Raw genomic sequence first — 13,225 nt, 5'->3', positions numbered from 1 at the left:
AGTCACGTCTCGGAGGTCGGTCGTGCGTCCTGGCGTCATCGTGATCGGTTCCGGCGCGGCCGGCCTGTCCGCGGCCCTCGCCGCACGGGCGGCCGGTGCCGACGTCACCGTCCTGGAGGCGACGTCGACCTTGGGCGGGACGACGGCGCTCTCCAGCGGTGCGGTGTGGGTACCGAACAACCATGTAGAAGCAGCAGGGCGAGGCCGCGACTGCGCGGAGAAGGCGCACAGGTATCTGCGCTCACTCGCGGTCGGCGACGTCGACCCCCTCCTCGTCAACCGGTTCCTCGACGCGGGACCACGAATACTGCGGTGGTTGGAAGGCACGTCCCCGCTGCAATGGAGCCCGCTGCCGTATCCGGATTGCCATTCCGAGCTGCCTGGCGGCATGGAAGGCGGTCGCTCCCTCGAACCGTGCGCGCTGCAGATCGAGCCCAGCCTCACCGACCAACTGCGGCCGCCGCTGCCGTGGCGCCTGCCTGCGATGCTCGCCGAATTGGCCACTGGTCAGGTTTCGGTGGATGTGGTCAACCAACGACGGCGAACCGGTACGGTCACCGGAGGGCAGGCACTCGTGGCCGCACTGCTGATCGCGGCCCGCACGGCGGGTGTCAGCTTTCGGACTGCTGCGAGGGCTACCAGACTCGTCAACGACGATGGCACGGTGACCGGTGTCGACACCCGTGGTCAGCAGCTGCGTGGTCGGGTGTTGCTGGCAAGCGGTGGTTTCGAGCGGGACACCGCACTCGTCAACGCGTTCTTGCGGATGCCGGTGCTTCGCTGTGTGGGCGCACCCGGTGCGCGTGGTGACGGCCTGCGAATGGCGATGTCCACGGGGGCCGCGCTCGGCAACATGTCCGAGGCATGGTGGTGTCCAACGACGCCTGACCCCGACGCGGAGATCGACGGGGAACCGCTGGACCGGATGCTGTTCGCCGAACGTGCGCGCCCTGGCACGCTCATGGTAGATCGGCGTGGCCGCAGGTTCATCAACGAAGCCCAGAACTACAACGACGTCGGCCGGGCGCTGCACGCGTTCGAGCCAACGGAATTCTGCTTCGAGCGGGCCCCGTCATGGCTGATCTTCGACGGGATTCACCGGCGCGACTACACCGTCGGCCCGGTCCGGCGAGATGCTTATGCCCCGGACTGGCTTCCGTGCGGAGGCACTCTCGCCGAACTCGCCGATCTCATCGACGTCCACGCCGAAACGCTGATCCAGACCGTCGAACGGTTCAATGCGGCGGCCAAGGACGGACTCGACCCGGAGTTCGGGCGCGGCACCAACGCGTACGACCGGGCGATGGGAGATCCACAGGCGACGCATCCCACCCTGCGGCCGCTCACCGAACCGCCTTTCTACGCCCTGCCGGTACATGCCGGGCTTGGCGGGACGAAAGGCGGTCCCCGCACCGACCCGCACGGGCGGGTACTGCACGTCGAAGGCGGTGTGATTCGCGGGCTCTACGCTGCGGGCAATGTAGCGGCCAGTCCGTTCGGGTTCGCTTACCCGGGTACCGGTGGCACTCTCGGGCAAGCACTCGTTTTCGGCGCGCTGGCTGGCGAAGCCGCCGCGGGCGACTGAGGCATTGATGCGCAACTTCCGGACAACGCACGACGAGGAGAACGGTGCCGAACCACGCTTACGTAATCACCGACGTCTTTACCGCAACTCCGCTGGAGGGCAATCCGCTGGCTGTTTTCATCGACGCCGCCAGCCTGTCCGCAGAGCAGATGCAACGCATCGCCAGGGAGATGAATCTGTCGGAAACCACGTTCGTGCTTCCCGCCCGTGAGGTTGCCGACGCGCGGGTCCGGATCTTCACACCGGTGAACGAGCTGCCCTTCGCCGGGCACCCCACGCTTGGGACTGCCATCGTGCTTGGTGCGGAGCTGAACCAGGACACGATCCGGCTGGAGACCGAAGTCGGGGTGATCAGCTTTTCGTTCGAGCGCGCGAACGGGAAGATCGTCGCCGCCAGGATGCTGCAGCCGATCCCGAGCTGGCAACCGTACGAGCATGCCGACGAACTGCTGGAAGGTCTTCACGTCGCGGCTTCCGAGCTACCGGTCGATGCCTACCGGAACGGGCCTCGGCACGTCTACGTCGGGCTCGGCAGCGTGGCGGCGCTGGAGGCGATCCACCCGGACCTCCGGGTGCTCGCCAAGTTCCCCGACATGGCCGCGCTCTGCTTCGCCGGCGCGGGCACCAATTGGCGGTTGCGGATGTTCTCACCCGCGTACGGGGTCGCCGAAGACCCGGCCACCGGCTCGGCCGCAGGTCCGCTGGCGGTCCACCTCGCCCGGTATGGCCGGATCGCTTTCGGCAGCCAGATCACGATTCGCCAGGGTGTCGAAATCGGCCGGCCCTCGACCATGTACGCGACGGTCGAGGGCGCGGGCGAGCGGATCGATCAGGTGGAGGTGGTCGGTGCGGCGGTAGTGGTCGCACACGGCACCCTCGTGTTGTAACCGCGATGTGGACGTCTCATGCGGGTATACCACCTCGTTTGATCACCGGTACCTCGATCCCCAGCGCGCGCATCTGCTGGCACGGGTTCATGAATTCGCGGACCTCTTTGATCTTGCCGTTTTCCAGCAGGAATGAATGGATGAAATGGTTCTTGTAATGCCCTGGCGAGTAATCGGGGAAGAGAATTTTCCCCTCACCGTCGCATTCGACCCAGAATCGGTTCGGATCCTGCGTCTCGTAGATCTCCACATTGATCCACTTCCAGTCCGGGAAGCACTCCAACGACCAGGCGGCCATGGAATACAGGTTGTCCTTCCCGGTCGCGAATACCGGCTCGCCGGTGTCCGTCGTCCATAGGCCACCGCGCTCGGTGCCGTCATCGGTGAACAAATGATGACGTTGCAAGCGGGACTCACCTTCGGTGACCCGCAGATATTCTTCGACGGTGGCCCGATTACGTCGCCTGAGCTCCGCTTCGTTGCCGAATGGTACTGCATCCTGAGGCGCTTCTGTCATTTGTTGAACCTCTCCATCCGTGGTGATGCGGACGCATCCGTCGATGACCACATCCAGTGGCGGCAATCCTCGTGCCCCAACGTCCATGTGAAGACGTCGAAAGTTGCGCGAACGAGCTTCCACGGAAAGCCTCCGCCAGTCTCATTACGACTGCAACTACCTTTCCGAGTAGCCGGTCGGGGTAGGCGGGTTCGTCAACCTGGTGACACCCACTTGAATGAGTAGGTGCCACATCATGACGGTAAGAGTCTTGTTGGTGTCGCTACGACCGTTTGACCGCGCCAGTTCATTGGTGCCGAGATTGAATTGTTAGAGTTAGGTTGATTTCCGACTTGGTAGCGTCAGCCACCAGAGAATCGATCGCCTCCGGCGACAACAACTCTGCCACCCGCTGCGCCGCAGCCTGCGAAGCGATCCTCGGTCACCCGTAGATGCCGCCAGACCCCGCCCCAAGCCTGACCCCGCACCCCTCCGGCAACCCCGCGGCACGGCGGGCAGTTCGGCATGCCCTCACGACCAGAAACCGCACCTCAAACCCGCCCCTGAATGTTTACGTCTCCGGATCAGCGAGCGCGTCGACCACAGCCCAAGCATCTTCGATAGCCATACCCGCAACCGTAGCCACCCAAGATCACCTTCAGCACGGAGACCAGCCGCTCAACCCTCACGAACCCGCTGAATGTTTACCTCGCGGCGACGTCCTTTCCCAGCTTGCGATAATTCGCGTTATTTTTCTGCTTTTTCTTCTTTCGCTGCTCCACCTTCCGCTGGAGCGTCGCCAGCTCATCCTTCTCCTTCTCGTTCAGCTGCCCCTCCCCCTTCCCCTTCAACTCCTCAACTCGGGCGGCTTCGACCTTTCTCGCCTCGCGATTCGCCGCCTGGCTATCCCTGTTTTCCGGTTTCTTCTCCGCACTCGGGTCCTGCTGTGCTGCCGGATTGGTCGGCGCGGGCCCGTCGCCCTTGCCGCCGTGATTCCCGGAACCAGCCTCAACAGCGGGTCCTTGCACCTTCGGCCGCTTGGGTGCCCGGGAACCCTCGCCGGCCTCCTCCCGCGTCCTCGTCGTGCCGACCACCGGCCCACCGGGACGCTGACGCTGGGGAGGACCTGCCACCTCGGCGGGCAGCCCAGCCCCCAGCCCAGCAACTCCTCGAACGAAGCCAGGTCAGACTCGGCCTGCTTCAGCGACTCCCGCAGCCACGCAACCCGCACGTCCGGCTCCTCATCGCCGGTCGCATCCCCCTACTCCTCCTCAACCAACCCCTCCCACGTCTCCGCCTGCTCCACCCGCACAACCGCATCCGACTCCCACTCCGCCCCCGTCTGCTGGTCCTCGTCCCGGCCGGACAACGATGCCGCAGCCCGCTCCGGCCCGGCTGGATTCCCCATCACCTCCCCAACCCACGCACCAGAAGCAACGCCGCTATCCAACCCATCCCATACAGCGCCACCCTGCTCCGCCGAACCCGCATCCCCCGACCCAGCCCACTCCTCATCCGCCCGAGCAAGCCACGCAACGAAATCTTCGATTCCCTCCCACTCCGCGTCCTGATCAAAATGTTCGTCCCGCACAGCCGCATCCGACTCCCACTCCGCCCCCGACGCCGTCTGCTGGTCCTCGACCCGGCCGGACAACGACGCCGCAGCCCGCTCCGGCCCGGCTGGATTCCCCATCACCTCCCCAACCCACCACCCACCAGAATCAACGCCGCTATCCAACCCCGCACCCCATACAGCACCACCCCGCTCCGCCGAACCCGCATCCCCCGACCCAGCCCACTCCTCATCCGCCAGATCAAGCCACGCAACGAGATCGCTTCCCTCCGACCCCGCGTCCTGACCAAAATGGTCGCCCCGATCAGCCCCAGCCCGCTCCCATACCCCGCTGGGCACCAGCGCATCCCACTCATCCTGCTGCCCACTTGCCCCCGCACCCACCCTCCCCCCAGCCTCATCCACCCCCTCAGCCAGCATCCTCTCCAGCGCCGCCTTATCTTCCTTCAGCCTCTTCCTCACCGCTTCCAAATCCTTCACAGAATCAGCCCGCTTAGCCTTCTTGTCCGCCAGCCTGTTCCGCTGAGCCTCGGTCGGCTCCCGCAGCGCCTGCAGCTCCTCGATATCTTTTTTCAGCCTCGACACTCGGGTCGCCAGCCGATTGTCCCCCTCTTGGCCCTTTTGTATTTTCTTGCGCAAATCGAGCTCGGCCCGCTGCCTCGGAGTCATCTGCCCCTGTTCCTCCAACCCCGCAATCCGGTCCTTTTTATTCCGGCGCGAGTTCGCAGCCCTTTCCATCTCCAGCGCCGTCTTGTCTTTCTTCAGCCTTTCCCTCACCGCTTCCAAATCCTTCACAGAATCAGCCCGCTTAGCCTTCTTGTCCGCCAGTCTGTTCCGCTCAGCCTCGGTCGGCTCCCGCAGCGCCTGCAACGCCTCGATATCTTTTTTCAGCCACGACACTCGGGTCGACAGCCGTTTTTGCTCCTTTTCGCCCTTTTGTATTCTCTTGCGCAAATCGAGCTCGGCCCGCTGCGTCGGACTCGCAGCGAGATCGTCGCTTCCCTCCGACCCCGCGTCCTGACCAAAATGGTCGCCCCGATCAGCCCCAGCCCGCTCCCATACCCCGCTGGGCACCAGCGCATCCCACTCATCCTGCTGCCCACTTGCCCCCGCACCCACCCTCCCCCCAGCCTCATCCACCCCCTCAGCCAGCATCCTCTCCAGCGCCGCCTTATCTTCCTCCAGCCTCTTCCTCACCGCTTCCAAATCCTTCACAGAAACAGCCCGCTTAGCCCTCTGGTCCGCCAGCCTGTTCCGCTGAGCCTCGGTCGGCTCCGGCAGCGCCTGCAACGGCTCGATCTCTTTTTTCAGCTTCGACACTCGGGTCGACAGCCGATTGCCCCCCTCTTGGCCCTTTTGTATTCTCTTGCGCAAATCGAGCTCGGCCCGCTGCCTCGGAGTCAGCTGCTCCTGCTCCTCCAACCACGCAATCGCGGCGACAGATTCGTCTTTTTTATTCCGGCGCCAGTTCGCAACCCTTTCCGTGTTTTTCCGTTTCTGGTCCGTCACCTTTGGTCCGAACCGGGCCAGGTCCTCCCTTTCCTTCTGCGTCAACGCCGCCCGCGGCTTCCCCTCCAACTTCTTAACCAGAGCGGCTTCGGCCTTCTTCTTCTTCTGGTACGTCGCGTCGTATACCTTGCGTTTCTGTTTCCGCTCCTGCTCCGTACTCGGGTCCTGCTGTGCTGCCGGATTGGTCGGCGCGGGCCCGTCGCCCTCGCCGCCGTGATTCCCGGAACCAGCCTCCACAGCGGGTTCTGGCACCTTCGGCCGCTTGGGTGCCCGGGTACTCCCGCCGGCCTCCTCCCGTTTCCTCGTCGTGCCGGCCACCGGCCCACCGGGACGCTGACGCTGGGGAGGACCTGCCACCTCGGCGGGCAGCCCAGCCCCCCAGCCCAGGCGCCGCAGCCCGAAACCACTGGGCAGCACCACCTCCCGATCCGATGCCACCTCCGACACCGGAACCACCCACACCCCGAACGCCGCGGAAACATCATCTTTGTCAGCGACCTCGCCCGTCTGCGGATCCACCAGCACGACCCGCCCTTGCCCATCGCGGTCTTCGGTATTCACCGCAGCGATCACATGCGCACTACCGTCCGCTCGCAGGTAAATCACCGGCACAGCCACACCCACCGGTACAGCCACCCCCACCAGCCCACCCCGCACATACCACTCAACCCCAGCAACACCAGCCACCCACCAGGCCCTCGCCCCCAACGCCGCCTCCAACCGAGCCGGATCCCGGTCACCCCCAGCCGGCCCCGCCACGAACTGCCGACCGAACCTCAGAGAATTATGGAACGCCACAAACGCCTCCAGGCAATTCACCCGGAAACCCGCCTCACCGGAGAGATAGTTGGCCCGGTTCACCCCCACCAGGAACCGATACCCGCCCCCCCGCTCGCCCCCGCCTATCGCCTGCGCCTCCTTCGCCCGGCCAGCCTCGCCTCGCAACTTCCTCTCCGCCGCCCGCACCGCAGCCGACCCCGACCGAACCGTCTGCAACTGACCTGGAGTCCACTGCCCCTGGCTCACCCACTGCTTCGCCCATTCGACCCGCTCACGCACACCGCCCGGGTTGTACTCCGGCGGCATCGCCTGCAAATGCCGCTCCATCCGATCCGTCAGCCCGGCCAACGCCGCAATCTCAGCCGGCACGGACGCCGCAACCCGCTGCTCTCCCGTCTCACCCAGATGTTGCCCGGCCGGTTCACCCTCGTCGTTCACCATCTCGGCCAACTCCGCCCGCAACTCCTCGATACGCCGCTGCGCCTTTTCCCAGTACTCCCGCCAACCCCCATCGAACCCCGGCAACACCGCCGACTCCGCCCGCTGACTCCCGTCCCAGCCCGGCAACGCCTCGAACGAAGCCAGGCCAGACTCAGCCTGCTTCAGCGACTCCCGCAGCCGCGCGACCCGCACATCCGGCTCCTCATCGCGGGTCGCATCCCCCTGCTCCTCCTCAACCAACCCCTCCCACGTCTCCGCCTGCTCCACCCGCACAGCCGCATCCGACTCCCACTCCGCCCCCGACCCCGTCTGCTGGTCCTCGTCCCGGCCGGACAACGATGCCGCAGCCCGCTCCTGCCCGGCTGGATTCCCCATCACCTCCCCAACCCACCACCCACCAGAATCAACGCCGCTATCCAACCCCGCACCCCATACAGCACCACCCCGCTCCGCCGAACCCGCATCCCCCGACCCAGCCCACTCCTCATCCGCCAGATCAAGCCACGCAACGAGATCGCTTCCCTCCGACCCCGCGTCCTGACCAAAATGGTCGCCCCGATCAGCCCCAGCCCGCTCCCATACCCCGCTGGGCACCAGCGCATCCCACTCATCCTGCTGCCCACTTGCCCCCGCACCCACCCTCCCCCCAGCCTCATCCACCCCCTCAGCCAGCATCCTCTCCAGCGCCGCCTTATCTTCCTTCAGCCTCTTCCTCACCGCTTCCAAATCCTTCACAGAAACAGCCCGCTTAGCCTTCTTGTCCGCCAGCCTGTTCCGCTGAGCCTCGGTCGGCTCCCGCAGCGCCTGCAACGCCTCGATATCTTTTTTCAGCCTCGACACTCGGGGCGCCAGCCGACTTTTTTTCTCCTTTTCGTCCTTTTGTATTTTCTTGCGCAAATCGAGCTCGGCCCGCTGCCTCGGAGTCAGCTGCCCCTGCTCCTCCAACCACGCAATCGCGGCGGCGACTTTGTTCTTTCTCGACCGGCGAGCGTTCGCGACAGTTTTCCTCTTTTCCTCCTCCTTCGTCAGCCGCTCCGCCAACTCCTCCGCCTGCGCCACATTCAGCTTGTTCAGCCTCTCCAACTCCTGCAACTCCGCAATCCGGTTCTTTTTATCCCTGCGCGAGTTCGCAATGCTTTCCGTATTTTTCCGTCTCCGCTTCGCCACCTTCGGCCCAAACCGGGCCAGATCCTCCCGTTCCTTCTGCGTCAACGCCTCCCGCGGCTTCGCCTCCAACTTCTTAACCAGAGCGGCTTCGGCCTTTTCCTTCTTGCGCCGCGTCGCGTCGTATACTTTGTTTTTCTGTTTCCGCTCCTGCTCCGCACTCGGGTCCTGCTGTGCTGCCGGATTGGTCGGCGCGGGCCCGTCGCCCTCGCCGCCGTGATTCCCGGAACCATCCTCAACAACGGGTTCTTGCACCTTCGGCCGCTTGGGTGCCCGGGAACCCCCGCCGGCCTGCTCCCGCGAACCCTGGTCAGCCTTCCCCCGCGTCCTCTTCGTGCCCTTCGTGCTCTTCGTGCCGGCTTTGCCCGCCACCGGCCCGGACGCACCACCCCGACGCTTCGGACCCGTCACCACGGCGGGCAGCCCGGACCCCCCGTCCTGGCCTCGCCACCGGGAACCACTGGGCGGCAACACCACCTCCTCTTCTACTTCCACCCCCGACACCACGATCACCCACATCCCGGTCGCAGCCAGGACCTCAGCGGCCTCGGCTGCCTCCCCCTTCTGCGGATTCAGCAGAGCCACCCGCCCTTGCCCATCGCGGTCTTCGGCATGCACCGCAGCGATCACATGAGCGCTACCATCCTGTCGCCGGTAAATCACTGGCACAGCCACGCCCACCGACACACCCTGCACATACCGCTCAACCCCAGCCACACCAGCCATCGGCCGGGCCCTCGCCCCGAACGCCGCCTCCAACCGAGCCGGATCCCGGTCACCCCCAGCCGGCCCCGCCACGAACTGCCGACCGAACTTCAGAGAATTATGGAACGCCACAAACGCTTCCAGGCAATTCACCCGGAAACGCTTCTCCCCGAAGAAATAATTGGCCTGATTCACCCCCCGCAGGAACAGATATCCAGACCCCACCGGCCCACCCTCCGCTACCGGAGCTGAAACCGCCCACACCCCAGAATCCCGCCTCACCGCATCCGGCCCTAGCGCATCCTCCGGCGCTCGTTTCGGGCCCGCACCACCGGGTTCGTTGCCACCGGGCCTGGCCTGGTTCGCCCTCACACCACCAGGCCAGGCCCGGCGACGTCGTACACCAGCAGCGGGATCGGCGGAAGTGCGTCGCGCCCCCTCACCGGTCGCCTCTCCTTCCCGGGACGCCCGCCCGGGCTGTTCCGACACGCGGGAAACACCGCGCCTGGGCTGCACTACCGCCCCGCCCGGACCAGCATCACGGGACCGGGCAGCATCACCCTTTGGACTCGACCGCTGGAGCTGCCCCGCCATCGATTCCAGGCCGCGTTCCACAACACCAGCAGAATCAGCACCGCTGGACATGCCGGCCGCCTGAGCCACCGCCACGGGATCAGCCGACCACGGCACCGCGCCAGAATCCCCGGACTCCTCCTCCACAGCGGTTGCATCAACCCGGCGCAGGTCCTGTTCCGGCCACTGCGCCGACCGAGGGCCGGAAAGCCGCGTGCCCGCCTGGTCATCGTGTGTGGTGGCCGCGGACCGTGGGTCCCCGGCCACCGACCTCGCCTGGGCAGATGCCCTCTGGGCAGCCGATGCCTCACCCCGGGTCACCGTCTTGCCACCGGCGGCGGCCGGGACCGTTGCCGAGGCGTCCGCCAGACCGGCCACGGCCCCGCGCCCGCCGGCCAGCACCGCGGCACCAGGCCCGGCCAGCGGCTTGGGACGAGAACCATTCGCGGGGAACACCGTCCATCGCGGCTCGCGCCCGGCCTGTTCCGGCGTCGTCATCGCGACAACGTGGCGGCCCAGATCCTGCGCCAGTGCCGACCCCTGACCCCGCGTCACCACCACACCCGCAGTCGGATCGCTGGGGGACACCAGCAGCACAGGCCCGCCCATGGAATCCGCGGCACCCTGCACGAACTTTGCCAACCCGCCACCAGCAGCCACATCCGCGGTCACCGGCACCCGCACCGTGTCCGCCGGCAACACCGCCGGCGACACCGCCGCCGGATCCCGATGCAGAGACGGCGCCGCCTGCGACCCGCCCCCCGGCAGCGTCACCGAATCCGGCGACACCACCGCCTCATCTTGGCGGTGCGAATCCCCACGCCCCGCGACCGAGTCCGTACCGGGATCCCCATCGCGGCCGGTCACCCCACCCGGCGACCCCGGATGCCCCCCGGCCACACGACCATCGGAATCCACGACAGACCCGGACCCGGCAGTCTCCGATGCCGGATGCCCCGCAGGCACACGATCGTCGGGGCCCACGACAGACCCAGGCCTGCCGGTCTCCGGGCGCGGGGTGTCCGCGGGCACATCGGAAGCATGTGGGGTCACCGTCGGGGAGTCTGGTGTCTTCGAGGCAGACACCTCCAGCGGCCGCTTCCCGGGCACGGCCTGATCGTCACCGGGATCCGGGCTGTACGGCGGTGGCGGTGTGCCCGGCCGGTCCGGACCAACACCAGGTCCCCCACCGGAATATGCCGGTGGCGGTGTGCCCGGCCGGTCCGGACCAACACCAGGTCCCCCACCGGGATATGCCGGTGGCGGTGTGCCCGGCCGGTCCGGACCAACACCAGGTCCCCCACCGGGATATGCCGGTGGTGGTGTGCCCGGCCGGTGCTGGCCGGCACCGGGCACCACCGGAACGTCACGAGCCGGGGTCCCGCCCGGCACACCGCCATCGGCACCCCGCTTACCGTCCGTGCCGTCCTTACCGTCTGTGCCGCCCACAACAACGGCAGACACCACAGCGGAACCGGGCACCACCAGGTCATCACCAGAAGACACCGACACCGCAGCCGAATTCACCGACCCGGTATCCGAGAACACAGTGTCCACATCAGACACACTCGAGGAACCCGAGCCGGCCCCGGAATCCGAGCCAGTCCAGCGATCCGACCGCGAACCATCCGATCGCGAGGCATCCGAGGCATCCGATTGCGAGGCATCGGATGGGATGAACGTGCTGTCTTTGTCTGGGGAGCCAGGGATGTTCCCTGTCTGCGACCCGGACCCTGCCCCCGGCAGCGGGGTCTTCTCCCCACCGGACCCGCCACCATCGTCGCTGCCGCCCCCGCCCCGGCCGGTGCCCTCGAGGTACGGGCTCGAGCCTACCGGGTGCAGCTTGCCCCGCAACGCCAAACCCGCCAGAGTGCCCAGACCACTGAACACCGTCTCGAACAAACCCGCCGTCAAACTAAACGGGTTCCAGGTCACCTCCTGGCCCGTGGCCGCCAAATATCCCGCCTCCCCGAAAAACTCCGACAACGCGTTCTCCACCGCCTCCCCGAGCCCGCTGCCGAACCGCGCCAGCCACATCGCCCCCACCGACATCCCCGCAAAGTCATCCAGACTCTTGCCCACCGCGTCCGCGAACTTCGCCATCGCCGACACCGGATACAACTCCGCGTGCTCGGCCACCGCTTTCTTCACCGCCGCCTCCAGGATCGCCGCATCCACGTCATCGCCCAGGCCCTTCACCAGGACCTTCGTCAACGTGTTGCTGACCAGACCGCCCACCGCCGACATCGGCAGCGCCACCAACGCCGAGAACGCCCCCATCCCCGCCGCCTGCTCGGTCAGCGTCCTATCCCACTTCTGAGCCGATTTCTCACCCAGCATCTGCACCTGGGCCTGCAGATCCGGCACCACGTTGAACGCCACACCACCAGCCGCCATCATCGCCAACCGCATGAACAACTGCCCCCACCACCGCGTCAACCACAGCCGCATCGCCGCCATCCGCGCCGCCAGCCACAACAGCGACGCACCACCGGTCGCCCCCGCAAACTGCATCGCCCACGCCATCTCTAACCACAGCAATTCCAGGCTATAAATCGTCATCAACTTCACATACCGCACCTGCTGCGACGTAGCCCGCACGAATACCGCTAAATCCAGTAACGACCCCTGCCCCGAGGACAACAACCCATCAAAAACCCCCAACCCGTCCGCGAACCGGTCCGCCGCCCTCCCCGAAAACCCCGTCCGCACCTTTCCCACCAGCTCCGCCACCAACGCCCGCACCTCACCCAGCTCCGCCGCACCCGCCTCCAACGCGTCCGCCACCGCGAACAACGCACCCTCATCCGCATCCGTCATATCCTCACCGGTCAACACCTGAAAAAGCCGCCGCACCCCCTCCGGCACCATGATCGACGAAAACATCACACCCACCTCGCCCCAACGCCACCACAACCCAAGGCAGCAACGAAGTATGCGGGAACCAGCCCTCCCGCCCCGCTGGGGGCCAGCCTGGTGACCTGCCGGCGCGGTGACGCACCAAAACCCAGTAGCCGGGCGGCCTCAGCCGCCCGGCACCCGAACCACAACACGCCCCTCACAACGAGAACATGGCTCCTTCCAGCAGGAACATGCACCACTCCACTCAAATCCATGAAAATATCACTTGCCAGCGGACACGCTCACGAGCGAACGGGGGAACTACAACACGTATTCGTACTAACGAGCCAAAGCGCATGACACGGAACTCGACAAGCCCACCTCGCCGTCACAGCGGTACACCAACCACGCCCTCCGCCTTTTCAACAGCCCCAGCGAATTCCTCCGCCGCGACCTCCGACGGCAGCAGCCCACCGACGGAATCACCTTGCCGACGGCGGAACGCGCCACCACAAGCTCAGCCACCTCGGCGTCATTCTGCTCAGCGACAGTCCCACGTAGACCGTCGAGAAAAACCACAGCGTCATCCACATAATCCGCATACAGCAGGTCACCAGCCAGCTCACGCCCGCCAAGCTGACGGCGCAACCACACCACGGCCCGAGCCCCAC

Annotated in this window: 5 protein-coding genes; 2 read left to right on the top strand and 3 right to left on the bottom strand. The window is 66.2% G+C overall.

Going from position 1 to position 13,225, the window contains the following annotated elements; genetic code table 11:
* Positions 1-22: 22 nt before the first annotated feature.
* On the top strand, positions 23-1,585 hold the full coding sequence (locus tag ACRXBZ_RS24205) for an FAD-dependent oxidoreductase (protein ID WP_433881046.1): 1,563 nt from the start codon (positions 23-25) through the stop codon (positions 1,583-1,585).
* Positions 1,586-1,629: 44 nt separating this feature from the next.
* The gene (locus tag ACRXBZ_RS24200; protein WP_433881045.1) at positions 1,630-2,472 is read left to right on the top strand and encodes a PhzF family phenazine biosynthesis protein; all 843 of its coding nucleotides are present in this window, start codon (positions 1,630-1,632) and stop codon (positions 2,470-2,472) included.
* 16 nt (positions 2,473-2,488) lie between these two features.
* Here ACRXBZ_RS24200 and ACRXBZ_RS24195 read toward each other — a convergent pair whose 3' ends face one another.
* From ACRXBZ_RS24195 to ACRXBZ_RS24185, 3 genes are all read right to left on the bottom strand, one after another.
* Complete coding sequence (locus ACRXBZ_RS24195) at positions 2,489-3,112, bottom strand: PhzA/PhzB family protein (protein WP_433881044.1); 624 nt, start codon at positions 3,110-3,112, stop codon at positions 2,489-2,491.
* A gap of 560 nt (positions 3,113-3,672) precedes the next feature.
* Positions 3,673-4,062: a hypothetical protein gene (locus ACRXBZ_RS24190; RefSeq protein ID WP_433881043.1), complete on the bottom strand. Its 390-nt coding sequence runs from the start codon at positions 4,060-4,062 to the stop codon at positions 3,673-3,675.
* 167 nt (positions 4,063-4,229) lie between these two features.
* Positions 4,230-12,599: a WXG100-like domain-containing protein gene (locus ACRXBZ_RS24185; RefSeq protein WP_433881042.1), complete on the bottom strand. Its 8,370-nt coding sequence runs from the start codon at positions 12,597-12,599 to the stop codon at positions 4,230-4,232.
* Positions 12,600-13,225 lie beyond the last annotated feature (626 nt).

This window comes from Saccharopolyspora hattusasensis (genome assembly GCF_050972075.1).
GTDB classification, from domain to species: Bacteria; Actinomycetota; Actinomycetes; order Mycobacteriales; family Pseudonocardiaceae; genus Saccharopolyspora; species Saccharopolyspora hattusasensis.
The sequence above is the reverse complement of the archived record's forward strand: the minus strand, read 5'-3'. Positions and strand labels throughout refer to the sequence as shown.

Coding starts and splice junctions, on each gene's coding strand:
- ACRXBZ_RS24185 (WP_433881042.1), bottom strand. CDS start 12,599: ATGTTTTCGTCGATCATGGTGCCGGAGGGGGTGCGGCGGCTTTTTCAG.